Annotated in this window: 16 protein-coding genes and 1 pseudogene; 8 read left to right on the forward strand and 9 right to left on the reverse strand. The window is 68.5% G+C overall.

The features are described from left to right. The first annotated feature begins 122 nt into the window (after positions 1-122). Positions 123-1,436 carry a bifunctional hydroxymethylpyrimidine kinase/phosphomethylpyrimidine kinase gene (gene thiD / locus IL252_RS05910; protein ID WP_208627241.1) on the forward strand — a complete coding sequence of 438 codons (1,314 nt, stop codon included), beginning with the start codon at positions 123-125 and terminating at the stop codon, positions 1,434-1,436. 8 nt (positions 1,437-1,444) lie between these two features. On the opposite strand, the gene IL252_RS05915 is transcribed toward thiD, so the two are convergent. Continuing rightward, complete coding sequence (locus IL252_RS05915; protein WP_208627242.1) at positions 1,445-3,589, reverse strand: glycyl aminopeptidase; 2,145 nt, start codon at positions 3,587-3,589, stop codon at positions 1,445-1,447. 102 nt (positions 3,590-3,691) lie between these two features. Here IL252_RS05915 and mutS point away from each other — a divergent pair, with 102 nt between their 5' ends. Beyond that, the gene (mutS, locus tag IL252_RS05920) at positions 3,692-6,481 is read left to right on the forward strand and encodes a DNA mismatch repair protein MutS (protein ID WP_208627243.1); all 2,790 of its coding nucleotides are present in this window, start codon (positions 3,692-3,694) and stop codon (positions 6,479-6,481) included. A gap of 16 nt (positions 6,482-6,497) precedes the next feature. On the opposite strand, the gene IL252_RS05925 is transcribed toward mutS, so the two are convergent. Both IL252_RS05925 and IL252_RS05930 read right to left on the reverse strand, forming a co-directional pair. Then, entirely contained in the window at positions 6,498-7,133 is a 636-nt protein-coding gene (locus tag IL252_RS05925) for a GNAT family N-acetyltransferase (protein WP_208627244.1), read from the reverse strand. A 59-nt stretch (positions 7,134-7,192) separates the two neighbouring features. Beyond that, positions 7,193-7,756, reverse strand: a complete 564-nt coding sequence (locus IL252_RS05930) for a metallophosphoesterase (protein WP_208627245.1) — start codon at positions 7,754-7,756, stop codon at positions 7,193-7,195. 72 nt (positions 7,757-7,828) lie between these two features. Here IL252_RS05930 and IL252_RS05935 point away from each other — a divergent pair. Continuing rightward, a pseudogene (locus tag IL252_RS05935) lies at positions 7,829-8,002 on the forward strand (metallophosphoesterase); the annotation flags it as partial. Between the two features lie 241 nt (positions 8,003-8,243). On the opposite strand, the gene IL252_RS05940 reads toward IL252_RS05935, so the two are convergent. The 3 genes from IL252_RS05940 to IL252_RS05950 form a co-directional block, all read right to left on the reverse strand. Beyond that, positions 8,244-8,537, reverse strand: a complete 294-nt coding sequence (locus IL252_RS05940; protein ID WP_153553621.1) for a hypothetical protein — start codon at positions 8,535-8,537, stop codon at positions 8,244-8,246. Positions 8,538-8,551: 14 nt separating this feature from the next. Beyond that, positions 8,552-9,076 carry a DoxX family protein gene (locus tag IL252_RS05945; protein WP_208627246.1) on the reverse strand — a complete coding sequence of 175 codons (525 nt, stop codon included), beginning with the start codon at positions 9,074-9,076 and terminating at the stop codon, positions 8,552-8,554. A 96-nt stretch (positions 9,077-9,172) separates the two neighbouring features. After that, positions 9,173-9,661, reverse strand: a complete 489-nt coding sequence (locus IL252_RS05950) for a hypothetical protein (protein ID WP_244256853.1) — start codon at positions 9,659-9,661, stop codon at positions 9,173-9,175. 63 nt (positions 9,662-9,724) lie between these two features. Between IL252_RS05950 and IL252_RS05955 the strand changes: the two genes are divergently transcribed. Together IL252_RS05955 and IL252_RS05960 are read left to right on the forward strand one after the other, a co-directional pair. After that, the gene (locus IL252_RS05955) at positions 9,725-10,552 is read left to right on the forward strand and encodes a M48 family metallopeptidase (RefSeq protein ID WP_208627247.1); all 828 of its coding nucleotides are present in this window, start codon (positions 9,725-9,727) and stop codon (positions 10,550-10,552) included. A 1-nt stretch (position 10,553) separates the two neighbouring features. Next, the gene (locus IL252_RS05960; RefSeq protein WP_208627248.1) at positions 10,554-10,790 is read left to right on the forward strand and encodes a hypothetical protein; all 237 of its coding nucleotides are present in this window, start codon (positions 10,554-10,556) and stop codon (positions 10,788-10,790) included. Between the two features lie 21 nt (positions 10,791-10,811). Here the strand turns inward: IL252_RS05960 and IL252_RS05965 are convergent, their stop codons facing one another. Next, positions 10,812-11,234, reverse strand: a complete 423-nt coding sequence (locus IL252_RS05965) for a hypothetical protein (protein WP_244256862.1) — start codon at positions 11,232-11,234, stop codon at positions 10,812-10,814. 199 nt (positions 11,235-11,433) lie between these two features. On the opposite strand from IL252_RS05965, the gene mutL reads away from it, so the two are divergent. From mutL to IL252_RS05980, 3 genes are all read left to right on the forward strand, one after another. After that, positions 11,434-13,581 carry a DNA mismatch repair endonuclease MutL gene (mutL, locus tag IL252_RS05970; RefSeq protein WP_208627249.1) on the forward strand — a complete coding sequence of 716 codons (2,148 nt, stop codon included), beginning with the start codon at positions 11,434-11,436 and terminating at the stop codon, positions 13,579-13,581. A 123-nt stretch (positions 13,582-13,704) separates the two neighbouring features. Continuing rightward, complete coding sequence (locus tag IL252_RS05975) at positions 13,705-14,664, forward strand: sugar kinase (protein WP_208627250.1); 960 nt, start codon at positions 13,705-13,707, stop codon at positions 14,662-14,664. 105 nt (positions 14,665-14,769) lie between these two features. Continuing rightward, a complete protein-coding gene (locus IL252_RS05980; protein ID WP_208627251.1) occupies positions 14,770-15,519 on the forward strand; it encodes a hypothetical protein in 750 nt (249 codons plus the stop codon). Between the two features lie 17 nt (positions 15,520-15,536). Here IL252_RS05980 and IL252_RS05985 read toward each other — a convergent pair whose 3' ends face one another. Together IL252_RS05985 and IL252_RS05990 are read right to left on the reverse strand one after the other, a co-directional pair. Next, entirely contained in the window at positions 15,537-16,076 is a 540-nt protein-coding gene (locus tag IL252_RS05985) for a hypothetical protein (protein ID WP_208627252.1), read from the reverse strand. Positions 16,077-16,080: 4 nt separating this feature from the next. Further along, positions 16,081-20,973 (reverse strand): NEW3 domain-containing protein, encoded by a 4,893-nt coding sequence (locus IL252_RS05990; protein WP_208627253.1) that lies wholly within the window; start codon positions 20,971-20,973, stop codon positions 16,081-16,083. Positions 20,974-21,142: the final 169 nt, after the last annotated feature.

Genomic DNA, 21,142 nt, shown 5'->3' on the forward strand with positions numbered 1-21,142 from the left:
ACCCGGCGACCCGGGTTGGCAGACGTACACGACCACATATCATAAATATTATTAATTTCGCGGCGATTCACAGCGAGATCAGGATCACCATCCATTAGGGCGGGGTCGCCCTGTCGTCACACATGACACGAGAGGCCGCACCCGTCACGCCACCGGTCGTCCTGTCGATCGCCGGCAGCGACAGCGGCGGCGGTGCGGGGATCCAGGCGGACACGAAGACGATCGAAGCGGGCGGCGCGTTCGCGACGACGGCGATCACCGGCGTCACCGCACAGAACACGCAGGGCGTCCGAGACGTGACCACGCTCGACCCGGCGACGGTCGACGCACAGATCGACGCCGTCGTCGAGGACTTCGACGTGGCGGCGGTCAAGACGGGCATGTTGTCGACGAGCGCGGTCGTCGAGACGGTGACCGAGTACGCCGCGGCCTTGCCCGCGCTGGTCGTCGACCCCGTCATGGTCGCCGCCAGCGGCGACCGACTGCTCGACCCAGAGGCAGAGGCCGCCTACGAGGACCTGATCGCGGAGGCGGCGGTCGTGACGCCAAACGCCGACGAGGCCGAGGTGTTGACCGACATCGAAGTGACCGACGCCGACGCGGCGCGGCGCGCGGGCGAGGCGCTCGTGGCGATGGGTGCCGACGCGGCCCTGGTCAAGGGCGGGCACGTCCCCGGCGACGCCGTCGTCGACACGCTCGTGACCGACGAGACGGTCCACACCTACCGACACGATCGGATCGACACGGCGGCGACCCACGGGTCGGGCTGTACGCTCTCCAGCGCGGTCGCGACGCGGCTGGCACACGGCGACGACACGGAGACCGCCGTCGGCGAGGGGATCGCCCTGCTCGCCCGCGCAGTCCGGTACAACGTCGACGTGGGCGAGGGGGCGGGTGCCGTCCACCACACCGTCGAGAGCCGCAACGAGGCCGCGCGCAACGAGACCGTCGAAGCCGTCGAGGCCGTCGTCGCGGGACTGAGTGACGCGAACGCGACCGCGCTGGTCCCACACGGCATCGCCAACGTCGCGGGGGCGACGCCATACGCCGAATCCCCGGCAGAGGTGGCGGCCGTCGAGGGCGGTATCGGGCTGACCCGAGACGGAATCCGCTCCAACCGCGGCGTCCGTTTCGGCGTCCCGACGCCGCTCGCAGAGACGATCCTCGCCTGCCGGGAGCACGATCCAGCGGTCAGGTTCGCGCTGTCGTGTACGGCCGCGTCACCGCTCGTCGACGCGCTGGGGACGCTCGACGGGGCGACGGCGACCGTCGAGAACGGCGAGACCGAGGCGCGCGTGCAAGCGGCGTTCGCGGACTGTGAGACGACGCCCGCGGCGATCGTCGACCGCCACGACGACCGGCTCGTCGTCCTCGCGCCGGAGGCGACCCAGCTGCTCGACCGCGTCCAGACCCTCGTCGCCAGCGTCGAGGCGTGAGCCCGTAGCTACCGCCGGTAGCGGAGAGCGACCCACAGCACGGACAGAGCCACGACGAGAGCGACGACGCCGGGTCCCGCCCCGTCACCGCGGCTGGTCGCCGTCGGCGTCGGCGTCTCGGTGGCGGTCATCGTCCGCACGCGGTTCGGTCGGACCATCACCTCGACGGAGGGGACGGTGCCGGCACCGAGCGACACCGCGCCCGGACGGGGGAGCGAGATCTCCCGCTCGATGGAGGTCCTGTTGTAGGCCGGCATCGTCACGTGCCGGCGACCGACCTCCTCTGAGTCGCGGGTGAACACGACGGTCGCCTCGCCCGGGCGCGGCTCGCCGTTGTACAGCGTCGCGGTCAGGACGACGGTGTCGCCCTGCTGGGCAGTCGTGGGCTCGACGTCGAGGCTGACGACGTTGGCCCTCACCGGTCGCTGGACGGTGACGTTGAGCCGCTCGCCGTCGACGACCACGTGGTAGGTGCCCGGCGTCGGGAACCGGTGGGACAGCGGAGCCGTCGTCGATTCCCCGGCCTCGATTTGTCCGCTCGTCTCGTCGACGACCGTCCCGTTGACCCGCATCGAGACGTTGTACACGCCCGCAGTGCCACCGGCGTTGCTGACGAGGGTGTCGACGGTCAGGCGCTCGCCGGTCACCAGCTGGATCGAGTCGTCCGCGACCGTCTCGTTTCGGTAGGGGCCGGTGATCCGGTAGCCCTCGGCGTCGCCGGCCGGCGGCAGCTCGTATCCGACCCGTGCCGGGAGCTGGCCGAAGACGGCGGCGTGGGTCGTCCGGTTCCAGGTCTCGACCGACGCCGTGGTCTCGGTGTAGCTCTGGCCCTCGTCCAGCACGGACGTTCCCCCGGTCGTCGCCAGCAGTTCGAGGAAGTCGAGCTGTGACACCGGCTGTTGCTGGCCGTTCATCTCCCGGAACACGTCCTGGAGGGTCCGCTCGCGGTCGGTCGCGACGCGCAGGCGACGGTCCAGTTCGCCGGCCACGAGCGAGCCCCTGTCGTAGTCGGGCGCGCCCTCCCAGGTCGAGACGTTCGAGAGCACGACCCCGTCGTAGACCGGATGCGTCCCGCGGGCCAGTCGGTCACGGAACGCCTCGAACGCCACGGACTCCTGTTCGAGCGAGAGCAACGACGCGTAGTACGACGCCGACGCCTCCGTGAACCAGGCCGTCCGACTCGTGGGCGTGAACGCCTGCCGGGTGTGGACGTACTCGTGGAGCCAGGCGTTGTCCGGCTGGTCGAGCGGCTCCGTGTCCCGGACCCAGGCGTCGGTGTCCCCGGTCTGGACGCCCCGGACGCCCCACTCGACGGGTCCCGTGGGCGCGGCGATCAGAAACACCGTCTCGTCGCGATCGCCGACGCGCAACGCGTCGGAGCTGTTTGCCAGTGCGTCGAGGATCGCCGACGGTGACTCCGACAGCGTCGCGGCCGCCGGGACGACCAGCCGGAACCGCTGGCCGTGGGCGGTCCGCTCGTGCAGTTCGTGCTCGCCGAGGTAGACGAGCCACTCCCCGGCCGCGCCGGGACCAGCCGTCGACGAGCCGCGGTCGAACACGATCGGCGTCCCGCCAGTCGCCTCCCAGTAGGTCGGCGTCGGCGGGCGTTCGAACAGCGCCCACTGGCCCGTGCCGGCGTACAGCGCGCGGCCGTCGGTCCCGTGTGGCCCCCTCCGGTCGATGGTCTCGTTGATCCGGTAGTCGTAGGTCAGCGTCGGCTGCTGTGTCGTGCCACGCCAGCGAAAGTGGGTCTCGTTGTCGCGGACGAATCCCCGCTGGGAGACGAAAGTGGCTCCGTCGGGAAGCGCGGCCCGCATGGAGACGACACGTGCCGGAACGCTGTAGGCCAGTCGGACCCGAACCGTGCCGGGACGCTCGGGCAAGCGGTGGAACCGCTGGGTGAGTCCCAGCGTCCCGTCGTCCTGCTGGCCGGTGTCGCTACCGGCGGTGTCGCCCACGCCGAGACCGAACTGGTTGACGCCGGCAGACAGCTGCCGGGACGGCGAACCCGACTGGTCCGCCGACGCCGGCACGTCGGTGTCGACGGTCGTCTCGGCGGCAGCGGAGTCGGTGACGGTGACCGCGGGGGCGATGCTCCCCGAGAGCACCACCACGACCAGCACCGCGACGGCACCACGCGTCACCTCGCCCATTTACCACTTGTTGCACACCACCCGACAAATAGCTGACCCGTGGGAACACGGACCAATCGACGACCCACAACCCTTAGGCACCCGTCGCTCCCAGGGGCGGGTATGACAGAGGCGACGGGTATCGTCGGCGAGTTCCTCTCGCTGAAGGCGGACAGTGACGCGGATCTGCTGGCGATGCAGTGTGGCGACTTCTACGAGTTCTTCGACGAGGACGCCGAGATCGTCGCCGACGAGCTCGACCTGAAGGTAAGTCAGAAGTCCTCCCACGGCTCTTCGTACCCGATGGCGGGCGTGCCGGTCGACGACCTGACACCCTACGTCTCCGCGCTGGTCGAACGGGGCTACCGGGTCGCCGTCGCCGACCAGCACGAGACGGCGGACGGACACGCCCGCGAGATCACGCGCGTCGTGACGCCGGGAACCCACCTGGAGACGACCGACGACGCCGCCCAGTACCTCGCTGCCGTCGTCGGTACCGACGGCGACTCGGCGGACTCGGCGGGCGGAGCCGACGGGAGCTACGGGCTGGCCGTGGCCGACGTGACCACCGGCCAGTTCCACGTGACCCAGCTCGACGGCCCGGACGCTCGCACGCGGATTCAGACGGAGCTGTACAAGTTCGACCCCGCGGAGGTGTTGCCCGGCCCCGACCTGCGTGGCGACGACGACTTCCTCGATCGCCTGCGCGAGCGGACCGACGCGGCGCTGACGGTCCACACCGAGGAGTCGTTCGCGCCCGGACGAGCGCGCCACCGCGTTCGCGACCACTTCGGCCCCGAGACCGTCGACAGCGTCGGTATCGCCGACGACGACGCCGCGATCTGTGCCGCCGGTGCCGTCCTGTCCTACGTCGAGGACACCGGCGTCGGGACGCTGGCCTCGATCACGCGCCTGCAGTCCTACGGCGCGACCGACCACGTCAATCTGGACGCGACGACCCAGCGCAATCTCGAACTGACCGAGACGATGCAAGGCGGGACCGACGGCTCGCTGTTCGACACGATCGATCACACGACGACAGCTGCCGGCGCGCGCCTGCTCCGGGAGTGGCTCCAGCGGCCACGCAGAGATCGCGCCGAGCTGACGCGCCGCCAGTCCTGTATCGCCGCGCTGACCGAGGCAGCGATGGCCCGCGAACGGCTGTGTGAGACGCTTGCCGACGCCTACGACCTCGAACGGCTGGCCTCACGGGCCGTCTCGGGCAGTGCCGACGCCCGCGATCTGCGGGCCGTCGCCGAGACGCTCGGGCTGCTGGCGACGGTCGAGGACGTGATCGACGAGGACGACCGACTGGCCGACTCGCCGCTGGCCGACGCCCTCGATCGGCTCGACCGCGATGCCGCCGCCGACCTGGCGAGCGAACTCGACGCCGCACTGGTGGCGGATCCACCGGGGACGGTCCGACAGGGTGGCCTCTTCGAGCAGGGGTACGACGAGGAACTGGACGAGGTGATCGAGCGCCACGAGTCGGTCCTGGAGTGGCTCGACACGCTGGCCGACCGCGAGAAAGAGCGGACCGGGATCACGCACCTCTCGGTCGACCGCAACAAGACCGACGGCTACTACATCCAGGTCGGCAAGAGCGAGGCCGACGAGGTCCCCGAGGGCTACGAGGGCATCAAGACGCTGAAAAACTCAGAGCGGTTCACGACCGACGAACTCCAGCAGAAGGAACGCGAGGTGTTCCGGCTCGAAGAACAGCGCCACGAGCTGGAGTACGAGCTGTTCGGCGACCTGCGGGAGCGAGTCGCCGAGGACGCCACGCTGCTACAGGACGTGGGCCGCGTGCTGGCAGAACTGGACGCCCTCGCGTCGCTCGCGATCCACGCCGTCCGCAACGACTGGGCGCGCCCCGAACTCACCGACGGGCGCGAACTCGACGTGGAAGCCGGCCGACACCCCGTCGTCGAGCAGACGACCGAGTTCGTCCCCAACGACCTCCGGATGGACGGGGCGGCTTCGCCGCCGAACCGGGAGCGTGCCAGCGGACACGCGAACGACCAGCGCCAGTTCCTGATCGTCACCGGCCCCAACATGAGCGGCAAGTCCACCTACATGCGCCAGGCGGCGCTGATCACGCTGCTGGCACAGATCGGCAGTTTCGTCCCGGCCCGGACGGCGACGCTCGGACTGGTCGACGGGATCTACACCCGCGTCGGCGCGCTGGACGAACTCGCCCAGGGCCGGTCGACGTTCATGGTCGAGATGCAGGAACTCAGCAACATCCTCCACTCCGCGACCGACGACTCGCTGGTGATACTCGACGAGGTGGGCCGGGGCACCGCGACCTACGACGGCATCTCGATCGCCTGGGCGGCCACCGAGTACCTGCACAACGAGGTCCGGGCGAAGACCCTCTTTGCGACGCACTACCACGAGCTGACGACGCTTGCCGACCACCTCGACCGCGTCCACAACGTCCACGTCGCCGTCGCCGGTGAACCCCCGACTGCCAGTGGGGCTGAGTCACACACCGCAGACGAGTCCGACGGTGACGTGACCTTCCTCCGGACGGTGCGAGACGGGCCGACCGACCGCTCTTACGGGATCCACGTCGCCGACCTGGCGGGCGTCCCAGAGCCCGTCGTCGACCGCTCTCGGACGGTGCTCGATCGCCTGCGCGAAGAGAAGGCCATCGAGGCGAAAGGCAGCGGGTCGTCCGAGCCCGTCCAGACCGTCTTCGACGTGAACGCGGGCGGGTTCAAACGCGCCGACGAGAGCGAGCCGGCCACCGCCGACGGTGGAACGGCGGCCGAGGCGTCGGACGCGGGACTCGACCCCGAGACCGAGGCCGTCGTCGAGGAGCTGAGCGAACTCGACGTCAACGAGACGCCGCCGGTCGAGCTGATGGCGACGGTCCAGGAGTGGCAAGCGCAACTGGACGACGGGTGACGCGACCAGCGATCACCTATCGGCGACCGCGTGGTTTCGTCCCCACGATCGGGACGTGCTGGTACTCGATGCCGTCCTGGCCGTCCAGTGGTCGACGGAGCCGGAAGATCGCCGTCCTGCGGCCCCGTTCCTCGTATGGCAACTCCTCGACCACCTCGAAGCCCAGTTTCTCGTAGAGCCGGCGGGCCGTGCGGTTGTCCGGATCGACGATCAGCGTGAGCGCCTCGCGATCGGCGACGGCCGCCGCCGCGACGACGTGCTTGCTCAGTTCGGTCCCGATGCCCCGTCCCTGGTAGTCCTGGTGAACGAAGACGGCGAACTCCGGCTCGGCGTCGTCGGTCGGCGTGTACAGCGCGTGGCCGACGAGACCGGTCTCGCCGGCCACGACGAAGTTACAGCCCTCGTCGAGCAGTCCGTCGAGCCAGTCGGCGATCCGCGAGCGCGTCCGTGGCGGCAATCCCTGTGCCGCCTGTCCCGGCGCGAAGTCGTCGTACATCGCGACGAGGGGCTCGCGGTCGCCGTCGGCCGCCGGGCGGATCACCCAAGACGATCCCTCCCGATCGACGAACCGTGGACACCGCGGCGGGCAGTGTCGCGTCCCCTCGCACTCGCCTGCGTCCCAGTACCGGCAGACGCGGTCTGTCTGGTCCATGGCTGACTCTCTGTCGTCCCCAGTCAAAAGGAGGGGACTGCGCTCTCAGTCGCTGGGAATCACTCCTCGACCAGCGCCGTCGCTGCCGCCACGTCCCGGAGGCTGGTCGTCGCGGCGTCCAGCACTCCCGTCAGCGTCTCCAGCGCGATCGGACGAAACCCCAGCAGCTCACAGCTCACGTTGACCCGCTGGGCTCGGGGAGCCACGAACGGGTACGTCTCCGGGTCGTTGTTGTGGATGTGCCCGTGGATCACCCAGTCGTCCCAGTCGTCGGGCACGTCCTCCGGGCGGTGCGTGCAGTAGAATCGGTAGTCGCCGTGTTCGAGGACACACGAGTCGAGCACCGGGAACGGAGCCGCCGCGGGATCGAGCCCCACGTCGTGGTTGCCCTGCAACAGGAGATCCCCGCCCAGCTGTTGGAAGTACTCGATCGTCTCCTGGCCGTCCCGCATGTCCATAGCAACGTCGCCGAGGTGGACGAGCAGGTCGTCGGGATCGACCGTCTCGTAGTGGCGATCGAGCAGCGCGCTGTCCATCTCGCCGACCGACGTGAACGGCCGATCACAGTACTCGATGATGTTCGAGTGCCCGAAGTGGTGATCGGAGATGACGTACCGAGCCATGGTCCATAGCGCCGGGCGAGGGACCTAACAGTTCGGGTCGATCGGTGTTTGCTATCACACCTCATTCGACCTCTGATCGTCAATCCGGGGAGCGTCGGCCAGCCACGAGACGGAGATCCGCGGGCGGCCTACGCCGACGACGACAGCGTCGAACTCCGCCGCGTCCAGTACGACATCGACCGGGTCATCTCGAAAGTCGAAGAACTCGACACGCCCCGACGGCTCGGCGTCCGGCTGCTCGACGGCTCCGGACACTGTCGGCTGTGTGCCTGGGACACGTCTCGCGATCTCGGAGTGACGAGCGTCGCCAGGCAGTGACAGTCAGCGCGACAGAGACGGTCGCGAAAATCGTCGAAACAGTCCCGCGACGGGGCAGCGAGTCGAGCGGGCTGGAGTGGGTTCGTTCTCATACTGCCGGCGGTACCTTCGTGACGAGCTTCGCCACCTCGGGGTGGCGAAATCGGTCACAGATGTACAGCCGGTAGTCTCAGTCGGCGGTCATCTCGGCGCGGTCGGCGGCGTCGGTGGCCATGGGCGTGACGAGCTTGTAGGCTCCCCAGACGGCCAGCACGAGCAGCGCGGCGATGACGATCCCTGTTCGCAGCGTCGGGTCGATCAGCGGCGTCGCGATCACCTCGCCGGCGTCGTTAGTCAGCGGGACCGGACTGTAGGGTTTGCCTGCCAGCAGTTCCAGCACGCCCATGACGACGATGCCCAGCACGAACAGGGCACCGCTCAGTCCCAGCGCGATACGGTCGACGGTCGTTGTGGTGTCAGTCATTGTGAGTCACCTCGTTAGCCGAGGATGTAGCGTAGTTTCGGGTGGCGTTTGACCAGCTTCGTCTGCTCGACGATGGCGTCGAGCCCGTAGTACCGGCCGGCACCCAGCACGAGCACGGTCACGAACAACAGCAACCCCATCAGGTCGCTGTTGACCAGTCCGTGCCCGAACCCGGCGTTGCCGATCCAGAACAGGGTCATGAAGATGACCCCGCCGATGGACGCCAGCCGCGTCAGCAGGCCCGCCATCAGCGCCAGCCCGATCAGCGTCTCGAACAGCGGAACGCCCGGCGCGATCAACCACGCCAGGTTGTTCCCCATCCAGACCGGGATCGGCCCCAGGGCCGTGCCCGTCATCTCCTGCATGTACATCGGGCCGTAGCTGTAGGCCAGCCCGTCCTCGATGAGCTTCGTCACGCCCGCGTGGAAGAACCACCAGCCCGTGATGACCCGCAGCAGGGCCAGCCAGTAGCTCGTCAGCGGCCCGTCTAACTCGAGCTCGAAGTTCGTCGCCAGGGGGTTTGCCGTGTTGGTTGCCATAATCTCTCCCTCACATGTACGTGTTGGCGTTGATACGGGATATAAGAGGACGCGTGTTCCCAACGGGTGAAAACCGCTCTCAGATTCCGAGAGCCGTCACTCCTCGCGGTCGCCGTAGGCCACGTCCTCGTCGTCGAAGAAGCCGAAGTCGTCGTCCCGGAGCACGTAGTCGTTCTCCAGGACCTCGGAGACGATCCGCCCCAGCGAATCGAGCGCCATGTCGATCCCGTCGGGATCGTCGAGGGCGAACTCGTCGGCGGCGTCGTCGGGCAGTTCGGGGGCGCGGTACCCGACCTCGTCGCTGGCGGGGTCCCAGTAGAAGTCGAAGGCCTCGATCAGATCGAGCCGTTCGACGACCGCGAACTCCGCGGTCGAGAGCCCGGCGCTGGTCGTCCACTCTTCGAAGGCGTCCTGCCAGGCACCGGCCCGGAGGAACCCCTCGACCTCCTGTCGACGGTAGTCGTCGCTCGTGTCGACGATCTCGTTGTCGATCGCCTCGTAGTCGCCTCTGGTCTGGGGACCGCGCAACGACGGGGGGTCGGGCGTGGGAACGTCGAGCACCATGCCGAGTTGTTGTCTCTCCAACAGTATAGCCTCTCGGGCGCACAGGCCAGAAGGTTCTCAAGTGGCGACCAGAGAGGGGCGTGTATGAGACACGTCGGACTGAAAGCCCGGATGGCGTTCGTGGGGTCGCTGCTGTTTGGCTTCTACGCGGTCGCCGCGGTAGTGCTGATGGGGCTGTTCGGCGAGCGCGCGCTCCCGCTGATCCTCGTCGGGAGCGTCCTCTTCGTCGGCGTCCAGTACAAGATCGGTAAGTGGGCGGCCCTGCGCAGCGTCGGCGCGGAAGACCTGCCAGAGGACCGCTTCCCCCAGATCCACAAGCAAGTCGAGTACCTTTCGACGGACATGGGCATCGAGAAACCGCGGCTGATGGTCGCGCGGATGGGCGTGCCCAACGCCTTCGCCGTCGGCCGCAAGGGTGCCGGGACGGTCGTCGTCAGCGAGGAACTGCTCCAGCTCCTCGACGCAGACGAGGTCGAGGGCGTCCTCGCCCACGAGCTGGCTCACATCCGCAACCGCGACGTAGTGATGATGGTGCTGGGCCAGGGAATCGCTTCGATCGTCTCCATTGCCGCCCAGTGGATCGTCCTGCTGACCGGCGACAACGACCTGGCCGACTTCTTCCTGGCGATCGTCGTCGGCCAGATCGTCCAGCTGATCGTGATGGTGTTCGTGCTGGCGATCTCCCGGTACCGGGAGTACGTCGCCGACAGCGACGCCGCAGCGGAGGTCGGGGGCGAGCCACTGGCCAGCGCACTGGAGAAGATCTCGCGTGGGAGCGAGCGCGCCCAGGACTCCGCGATCGACGAGCAGGTCAGCGCGCTGTGTATCTTCGGCGAGGAGCGCGGCCTGCTGGCCACGCTCTTTGCCTCGCACCCGCCCGTCGAGAAGCGCATCGAGCGGCTCCGCAACTGAGATGGACACTCGCACCGTCCTGGCGGCCGTCCTCGGCGTCGGCCTGGGGCTCGTCTTCCTGGCCGCGCCGGGAGCCGTCCGGACCGCCTACAGCGCCGGACGCAGCCCACAGGACCGTCGCGGCGAGTACGGATCGAGCGAGCGTGCGGGGAGCCGGTACCACTCGCTGATCCGGGCGATCGGCGCGGCCTTCGTCCTCGCGGGGCTGTACGTCGGCTGGCAGGCGCTCGCAGTCTGAGGGCGACCGCCCGCGACGGGATCAGTTCTTCTGGATCTCCGTCGGGGGCAGGTCGCCCGGCCCGTCGGCCTCGACCCAGTTTTCCTCGGCGAGGACGAGCCGAGAGATCACCGCGGCCACGTCGCGGGCCGTCGCCTCTTGCTGGAAGAAGGAGACGTTGCCGAGCGACGCGCCGATCGAGCGGCTCACCTCGACGGTCGCGAGCGCCTCGTCGCCGACGACATCTTCGACTTTGCGGGTCACGCGCTCGTTGAGTTCCTTGCGCATCGGCTCGGAGAGTTCGTAGCCCGCCGGCAGGAGATCGTAGGTGATCGCGTACCCCTCCTCGTAGCGCTCGACGGCGAAGAAGGGCGTCGATTCGGCCTCGGCCTCGTAGTAGGCGTCGTCGCGCGCCTGCTGGTCCTCGTACAGTGGCACGTCGGATGGATCGAATCCTGCTGGCACACGAGAGCGTACTCGATACGGCGTTATCAACCTGTTCCCGGCGGAGGCGACGTGATACTCATACTACCGGCTGTACATCTGTGAACGATTTCGCCACCCCGAGGTGGCGAAGATCTTCACGAAGTTACAGCCGGCAGTACCAGACACCGCCCACACCGGAGCCCGCAGGCTCAAGGCGCTCCCGCCATACGATCGGACAATGAGCGAGGGGACAGACACCGAGATCCGACAGCTCGATTCGGCGACCGTCGAGCGCATCGCGGCAGGGGAGGTCGTCGAGCGGCCCGCGAGCGTCGTCAAGGAACTCGTCGAGAACGCGCTGGACGCCGACGCCGACCGCGTCAGCGTCGCCGTCGAGCAGGGCGGTATCGAGGGGATCAAAGTGACCGACGACGGGATCGGGATGAGTCGTGAGGCCGTCGAGCGAGCCGTCGAAGAGCACACGACGAGCAAGATCAGTTCGATCGAGGACCTGGAGAACGGCGTCGGGACGCTCGGCTTCCGTGGCGAGGCGCTGCACGCGATCGGGGCGGTCTCTCGGACGACGATCACCACGCGCCCACGCGGAGGCGATCGGCAGGGGACCGAACTCGTCGTCGAGGGCGGCGACGTGACCGCCGTCGAGCCGGCGGGCTGTCCCGCCGGGACGACCATCGAAGTCGACGATCTCTTCTACAACGTCCCGGCCCGCCGGAAGTACCTCAAGCAGGCCAGCACGGAGTTCGCCCACGTCAACACCGTCGTCACCAGCTACGCGCTCGCGAACCCCGACGTGGCGGTGACGCTGTCACACGACGGCCGAGAGACGTTCGCGACGACGGGACAGGGCGATCTCGAAGCGACCGTCCTCTCGGTGTACGGCCGCGAGGTCGCACAGTCGATGATCGAGGTGGACGACAGCGATCTGCCGGACGGACCACTGGAGTCGGTGACCGGACTCGTGAGCCACCCCGAGACAAACCGCGCGAGCCGGGACTACCTCTCGACGTACGTCAACGGCCGGTACGTCCGGGCAGACGCGGTGCGGGAGGCGATCGTCGACGCCTACGACACCCAGCTCGCGCCCGATCGGTACCCCTTCGCGGTGCTGTTCTGTGCCGTCGATCCGGCGACCGTCGACGTGAACGTCCACCCCCGGAAGATGGAGGTTCGCTTCGCAGACGACGAGGGCGTCCGTCGACAGGTCGAGCACGCGGTCCAGTCGGCGCTGCTCTCCGAGGGGCTCGTCCGCTCCAGCGCACCGCGGGGCCGCTCGGCCGCCGAGCAGACCGAGATCACGCCCGAATCCGGACGAGTGGACGACGAGACCGACGCCGCCGGGGCCGACGAGGAGGCCGGCGAGGAGCAGGCCGGCGACGACACGGCTGGCGAGACGAGCCGTCCAGACACCTCGGTTTCGGGTCGAACCGCCGACGGCGCGAGTGGCGCGTCCGCTGGCGAAAGTGGCGACCGCAGACAGCCCGACGCGACGAGGGCGACGGGCGTGACGGACGACGATGGGACGGGCGACAGCGCGGCGGACACCGCCTCGTCGCGGAGTCGGTCGAGCGCGTCCAGCGGACGGGATGAGCCATCGACGAGCGCGCAGTCGAGCCAGACGAGCGGACCGACTCGGACGAGCGACGCCGACCGCGGACGTGCCCGCTCCGGGCGCGACACGGACCCAGAGCGGAAGTTCCGCGGCGACGACCGGCAGGCCCGGCTGGGCGGCGAGGAACCGACCCAGTCGCTGGACTCGCTGCCGGCCCTGCGGATCCTCGGGCAGCTCCACGAGACCTACGTCGTCGCGGAGACAGACGACGGACTGGTCGTGATCGATCAGCACGCGGCCGACGAGCGGATCAACTACGAACGGCTGAAAGATGCCTTCGAGGGCGAGACGACGACGCAAGCGCTCGCCGAGCCGGTCGAACTCGAACTGACGGCGGGGGAGGCCGCAGTGTTCGAGGACCGCGTCGAGGCGCTCGCGCGGCTGGGTTTTCACGCCGACCGAACCGGAGATCGGACCGTCGAGGTGCGGACGGTCCCCGGCGTGATCGCCGACGCCGCCGGCCCCGAACTCGTCCAGGACGTGCTGGCGGCGTTCGTCGCGGGCGAGCACGAGGCCGCCGACACGGTGGAGGCGGCCGCCGACGAGCTGCTGGCGGATCTCGCCTGTTACCCCTCGATCACGGGCAACACCTCGCTGACCGAGGGGTCGATCCGGGAGTTGCTCGCCGCGCTCGACGACTGCGGGAACCCCTACGCCTGTCCGCACGGTCGACCGGTCGTCGTCGAGATCGACCGCGGCGAGCTCGAAGACCGGTTCGAGCGGGACTATCCGGGCCACAGCGGTCGTCGGACCTAACGGCTCCCGCCGAGGGGCGTCCCTCGCCGTGTCGCGGACCGCCGGAAGACGCCGCTGCGATCGATCGAAATCGCCGGCCGAAACGCCCACCGCAACTAAGCCCCCGGCCGCCGACTGGTGGGTATGAGCAGACTCGTCACGTTCGGAGAGACCGCGTTGCGACTGAGCCCGCCGGACCACGAGCGCCTGGAGACGGCGACAGACGTATCGCTACACGCGGACGGCACCGAGAGTTCGGCCGCCGTCGCGGCCACGCGACTCGGTGCGCCGGCCGTCTGGCTGTCGAAGCTTCCCGATACGGTGCTCGGTCGGCGCGTCGTCGCCGAACTGGAACAGCAGGGCGACGGGCTCCAGACGCAGGTGGTCTGGGACGAGGACGGCCGGCAGGGCCTGCAGTTCGTCGAACGCGGGAGCCCACCCAGAGACGACGTGAGCGTCCAGGACCGGGGCGACACCGCGCTGGCCACGGTGTCGACCGAGGACGTGCGGATGGCGATGGTCCAGAACGCCGACGTGTTCTTCGTCAGCGGCTCGACGCCCGCGCTCTCGCCGACGGCCCGACGGACCACGGAGGCGCTCTATCGGGCCTGCGAAGGGACCTGCGTGTTCGATCTGGACTACCAGTCCGGCCTCTGGTCGCTGGCGGACGCCCGCGAGGCGCTCCTCTCTCTGCAAGACGCCATCGACGTACTCGTCGCGGACGAAGAGGACGCACAGGCGGTGTTCGACCGCTCTGGCAAGGCCCGGCAGCTGGCCCACTCGCTCGCCGCCGAGGGCGACTTCGAGCAGGTCGTGATCACCCGCAGCGGGCGCGGTGCGGTCGCCTGGGACGACAACGTCGTCCACGAACAGGACGCCATCGATACCGACGTGATCGACGCCAGCGGCACGCACGCCGGCTTCCTCGGCGGCTACCTCCACCAGCTGTACGAGGACGCCCCGACGGAGCAGGCGCTGGCCTACGGGACCGCCGCCGCCGCGCTGACCCGGACCGTCCCCGGCCCGCTGCCGACGGTCTCGGCGAGCGAGGTCGAGGCCCTCGTCGAGACCGAACAGGAGCGCACCGGCGAGCGGAGTATCTGACCCGGCGAGCGAGCCGATAGAATCGACGCCGGTGAGCGTGGTCACGCACGGGCGAGCCCGGGCGACAGTCGCCATGTTTTAGCCGACATGTCCGTATGCACCCGTATGCGGATCGTCACGCTGCTGGTCGTGCTGTTGGTGCTGTCGGGGTGTAGTCAGCTGGGCGGACAGCCTCCGACGGCGACAGAGACGGAGACGCCCGACATCGATCGGTCCGACCAGACCCTCACGGCCACTGCTCCCCAGGACGGGGCGAGTTCGACCGCGAGTACCCCGGCGACGGCGACCGACGCGCCCGCGTCCTCCGGGCCGGGCGTCGAGGAGACGTCGACGGGGCCAGCCCCCACAGAGTCAACCGGGACCGCACGTCCGGCGGCGAACGTCGACACCGAGACGATACAGCTCACGCTCTCGGAACTCCCCGACGGGTTCTCCATCGCCGGTGACACCGTCCAGCACCGCGATCAGGCGACCGGTGAGACGTACACACAGATGGTAGATCGGGGCGTTCAGGTACTCCACGAGCGGGCCTTCTCCGCCGAAGACGGGAGCCAGCAGACGTACGTCTTCGCCTCGGTGGCGGTGTACGACACCGGGGCGGACGCGAGCGGCTGGCTCGACAGCCACCTCGGGCAGATCGAGAACAGCGGCGGCACGGTGAGCGAGCGAGACGTGGCCCAGTCGGCGACTGCCACGGCCGCACGGTTCCAGAACGACCAGGGGCTGCGGACCGTCGGTCTCTACCAGCGCCAGCAAAACGTCGTGTTCTACGTCGCAGTCTCGGGCGACGAGTACGACGACGAGACCGCCGAGGAGCTGTTCGTGGCGATGCTGGACGACTTCGGGAACACGTAGTATCCACCAGACGGAGCTCAGGCGCGCCGATCGTATCCGAGAAGGTCCGTCCGGCTGGCGGTGCATCGAAGGTACTCGCCGGATTCTACGTCGACGGCGACGTCGGCGAGATCGAGTAACACGGCGCCGATTCCCACGTCGACGACCGCGGATGGCTCGTCTTCGAACGGTGTCGGATCGAGTCCGACGCCCGGGCTGTCTCGGTCGGTGTCGTCGAACAGCCGTACCGATTCGAGAACGGTGGCGGTGTTCTCCAGGACATCGACGACCTGGCCCCAAAACAGGTGATCTTCCCATCCAGTCGGCTGCTCGCTGCTAGCCTCGATCGTTTGTCCGGCTGTCTCGACGGGCTCGACTGCAACCTCCATCGTCGCCCGCACCACCGGACGGACCTGTGTGTCGTCCATCCACGGGGCGGTCGCGATGCGCATGACGCCGTCTGCGCCCTGCTTGTACCCGTCGAACACGCCGAATTCGGTGCCGTCGGCCTCGAAGACGACGGTCCGATGACCGTTTTTTCGACCGACGTCCGAAATTCGCACAGTGGGCGGTTGCACGGCGCTATCCTCCGACCTGCTGTGGGTACGCCGACTGCACGAAGCCGTTCGAGCCGACGACCACTGTGAGCGGTTTCTCGCCCTCGGAGACCCTGTACACGAAGACGGCCTTCCCGTCCGAGGTGAGCATCGTTCGGTCCGGATTTTTGAGGGCCTGGTTGACGAGGGCTTCGACCTCTCCGGTGTCGTCGACGCCGTCGTATTTGCCGGTGATGTCGCTCTCGTGCTTGTCGATTATGTGCTGGTACCCCGTCCCGTCGTCCCCTGGGACGCCCTCTTCGAGCCAGACGATCTCGTCGTCCAGCCCCTCGACGCTTTGATCCGCTCTGACCGCCCACCGCGTTTCGCTGAGGTCGCCGTTACTCTCCGCAACGTCGAGGAGATCGTCACTGTCGAGATCGCGGTCCAGCAGCGGATCGTCGGCTTTCGTCTCCAGCAGCCCGAGCAGCCGCTGGTAGTCGGCCTGGTCCATGTCGCCGGCGTCGAGCAGTCGGTTCGTCCGCCGGATGGCGTCGCTGTCGAGTCGGCCGGCGTTGTACTGGCGTATCGTCCGGCTCGCGGTCGGCCCGTCGAGGCGGTTCAGCAGTTTCGCGCCCTGCTGACCGGTCGCGGTGAGGAAGCTCCCGAGCGCCCCGCTCTGGCGGAGGCTCTGGAGTTGCTCGCGGGTGTCCGGATCGAGGTCGTCCAGTGCGTCGGGCGCACCGCCGGTGTCACCGCGATCGTCGCCCCGGCGGCGGAACCGGTCGATCTTCTTCGACTTCGTCAGTCCCTTGGCCTTGCTCGCGACCTTGTTGAACTTCGAGGTCGTCGAGAGCGCCTTGGAGGTCGCGCCCGCGCTGCCACCGGAGGCGACGCTCGAGATCAGGAGGAAAGAGCCGTAGCCGCCGTACCAGCCGTTGGCGAACGTCTCGTTTTCCGGTGTGCCGGACTCGTAGGGGTTGTCCTGTTGTTGCTGGCCAACGACCTGCCCCGGGAGCGCCGCGATGAGTTCCTCGATCAGCCCCAGGTCGCGCACGATCTGCATCGCCAGCGAGAACAGCTGGCCGAGGTACTCGATCGGTTTGAGCAGTTGCTTGAACCCCTCGATGGTCTCCTCGCCGCCGGTGACGAATCCGGAGACGATCCCCTCGTTGAGAGCGCGGCTTGTCGACTCGGTGCCGCCCGTCGTCACCTTCGAGGCGGCACACTGTTCCTCCGAGTTGTACCAGGCACACGGCCCAGAGGTGTAGTAGCTGCCGTCATCGGTGACGTAGTGCTCCGAGGAGCCACCCTGGGGCAGCGTCATGTCGGACTCGGTGACGTCACCGTAGATCTCGTCGCGGACGGCGGCCGTCTGGTCGTCCGAGATCGCCTGCGAGACGACGCTGCTGACGTAGTTGTCGAGCCCGGTCGCCGATTCGTACCGAGAGTGCGGGACCTCGAGGTGGAGGTTCGTGTACCCCGTCTCGATCTGCTTGACGGTGTTCAGGACGACCGCGTCGTTCTTCTTGACGCGAATGTAGTAACTCCCCGGTGAGAGCCCCTCGTCGATCGTGAAGCGCCCGTTGGACTGGACGAACGCCGACTGTTCGCCGACGAACACCTGGACGTCGGTGAGGCGCTCCCCATCGGTGGTGACGCGTCCGCCGACCTGCGATCGGGAGGGGAGGTCGACCGTGGTTCGCGTCGTGGTGCCACGGCGCACTTCGACTTGCTGGAAGTTGTCGACACCGTACTCCTCGGCCTCGTAGCTGACGATCGTCGTCCAGCTATCGGCCGGCTCGTCCGCGTCGCCGAACGTCGTGGTCGGCGTCGTCAGCGGGAGCGTCGCCACGCCCGCTTCGTTCGTCGTGTGCGTCTTCGGCCCGTCGAGCCCGGTTCCGACCGCGACGCCGGGGACTGGCTCGCCGTCGCTGTCGGTGACGGTCACCTGGACCAGCGTCGGCGTCTCCGAGAGTTCGACCGCCCGCTCGTCGACCACCGTCCCGTCCTCGCTCCGGAGTTCGACCCCGACGTCGGGAGACCCATCTGCCGTCTGGGGGACCACCTCCCGAGAGACGCGCTCGGTCTCCCCGGCCGGAACGGTAATCGGTCGGACTTCGGCCGTCCGGGGTTCCGACCCCGTCAGATCGAGCGTAAAGGTCGCCGTCGACTCGCCGTCGTTCCGGACAGTCACGGCGACGGAAATTGGCTCCCCGGGCGTGTAGGTTGGCGGCGCGTCGACGTCAGTGATGGCTCCCGCCGAACCGGTCCGTATCTCGATCGAGCGATCGCCCCCGCGTTCGAGCCGCACCGAGCGGGTCCGCCTCACGTCGCCCGCGACGGCGGTGATGTCGATCTGCCCTGCCGGGAGATCCGTCGCGCGGAACCGGCCGTCCCGGTCGACCTCGAACGCTCGGCCGTCGATTTCGACGATCGCGTCGGTGACCGGGTCGCCGTCGGCATCGAGGACTCGCCCGGAGAGCGTCGCGTTCGCGGCGGTACCCAGCGTGCGGCTGCGTGTGACCGTGCGACCGTCCGCGGGCTCGGCCGTCACGGTCAGTTCCGGCTCAGGCTCGTCGGGGACCGTCACTCCGAGTTCGATGGTTTCCGTCCCCGACGCCGGAACCGCGACGGTCCGGGAGCTGCGCTGGTCGCCCAGCCCGACCTGGACCGTCGCGTCCGCGCCCCCCGCTATCGCAGCGGAGAGCGTCACCGTGACCGTCGCGCGTTCGCCGACGCCGGGTCGCTCCGGCGTCACGTCGACCGATTCGATCGTGACGACCTCCGAGGCGACCGTGATCTCGTCGCGTGCCCGGTCCGAATCGACCCGCTCGACGTCGCCGCTCTCGTCGACCGTCCCGAGCGTGAATGCAGCGTCGTACGCGCCCACGGTGGCGCTTTCGGGGACGCTTCCCTCGACCGCGATCGTCCGCCGCTCGCCCGGCTGGAGTCGGATCCCACGCCGATCCAATTCCCACTCGTCGGTTGTCAGGGTCTGGACACCCTCCACGGAGAAGCCGAGGGCGATCGTCGCGGCTCCGGTCCCGTCGTTCTCGACGGTCACGTCCGCCGGAACCGTGTCCCCGGCCCGGTAGGTCTCCCCGGGAACGTCGGCGTCGACGATGGCCACGTCGGGGCGGCCCGCGACGGAGAACGCCCCGTCGATCGTCGTCTGGGCGACGGCGTCGTCTTTGGTTGCCGAACGGTAGACCGCAGCGCCGGCGTCGTAGCTCCCCACGGTGGCGTCGTCCGACAGCGCCACGTCGAGCGTCAGCGTCCGCTCGTCACCGGCAGACAGTTCGACCGTCCGTCCCTCGCCGGTGCGCCAGTTTTCGCCGGGCGGTCGCAGACTCGCGTCGGCGTAGAACGTCCCCGTCGCCTCGCCGTCGTTCGCGACGGTCACCTCCACCGGAACGGTCTCGCCGGGTGAGAACTCCTCGCCCGCCACGCGCCGGTCGACGATGGCCACGTCGGCCGTCGGCGCCTCGACGACGAACGCGTCGCGCTCCTGTGCGCCGCCGAGGCCGTCGTCTTTGGCGCTCGAACGGAACACGCCGGCTCCGACGTCGTAGCTGCCGTCCCTCGCGGTGTCGGGCACCCGAACGTCGAGCGTGAGCGAGCGCCGCTCGCCCGGTTGGAGACGAACGCTCGTGCCCTCGCCCGTGACCCAGTTACCGTTGGGTCGCTGGAGGCTCGCGTCGGCGTAGAACTCGTGGGTCGTCTCACCCGTGTTCTCGACGGTCAGGTCCACCGGCACACTCTCACCGGGCGCGTGGGGACCGCCGTCTGCGTCGATCCTGCTGATGGCCGCGTCGGTCGACAGTTCCTCGACGGTGACGGTCCAGGAGACGAGCGAACTGTAGGCCCGCTCGCCGTCGAAGACCGCGCCCTCGACGGTGTAGGTTCCCGGTTCGTCGAACGTCCGCGAGAACTCGGCCGTATCCGACGAGCCGTCGATCCACTGCGTCTCGTCGGCCAGTTCGCCGTCGACGTACCACTCCGTCCCCGCCAGGTTCCCGTCCGGGTCGTCCGCGTCGACCGCGAACGTGACTGTCGCTCCCTGGTCGATCGTCACGTCTCGACTCGGTCCGTCCCGGCTCGCCGACGGGGCGCTGTTCGAGGCTTCGACCGTGACAGCGTCACGGTCCAGGCCGTACTCGTACTGATCGTCCTTGGCGCTGCTGTAGAAGACACCCGAACCGACGCTGTAGCTCCCTTCGCTGGCGTCGTCCGGCACCCGGGCGTCGAGGGTGAGAGACCGCTGTTCACCCGGTCGCAGGTCGACGGTTGTACCCTCTCCCGTGACCCAGGCGCCGTTGGGCCGCTGGAGGCTCGCGTCGACGTAGAACTCGTGGGTCGTATCGCCCGTGTTCTCGACGGTCACGTCCACCGGGACGGCGTCTCCCGGTTCGTACGTCCCGGAGGCGCTGGTTCCCGTGATAGCCGCGCTGGTCGTCGGCTCCGCGACGGAGAGGGCCTGTCGCCACCCCGAGGTGTCGAACATCTCCGCGTCGTTGCCCGTCCAGACGTCGACGGTGATCTCGTAGTCGCCCTCCTGTGCGTCGCTGGGAATCTCGGTGGCGTACTCGAGCTCGACGCGTTCTCCGATGGCGATGTCGTAGGCCTCGTCACCGCTGGGGTAGTGTTTGCTCCCGTCCGGTCGTCGGACGCCGAGGTAGCTGTTGATCGAACCGGTCTTCGATCCCTGGTTCTCGACGACCGCGTGGACCGTCACCGACTCGCCGGGTGCCACGTCGTCCTGCTCGGACCAGACGTCGACGATACAGTACTTGTGACCGTTGATCTCCCGACAGGAGTAGGTCGCGGAGCCGCTCGCGAGACTGACCGGTGCCGTCGCGGTCGCTAGCACCACCAGCACGGCCACGACGGCCGGAACGACCCTCGTCCGAACCCCGCCCGACATCCCGGATACCATATACTATCTGGTTATTAGCCAACCATTTAGTTCACACGGAGCCCGCCACTTTGACGGTCGGTAAACACCCCTCGAAGCCGGAAGGGCTCGAACCCACGACAGGAGTGTTACGTATCTTAGATAGGAGGGGCACTGGTGGGTCGACCGATGGGGTCAAACGGGCCGACAC

Source organism: Halomicrobium sp. IBSBa (assembly GCF_017612575.1).
GTDB lineage: Archaea > Halobacteriota > Halobacteria > Halobacteriales > Haloarculaceae > Halomicrobium.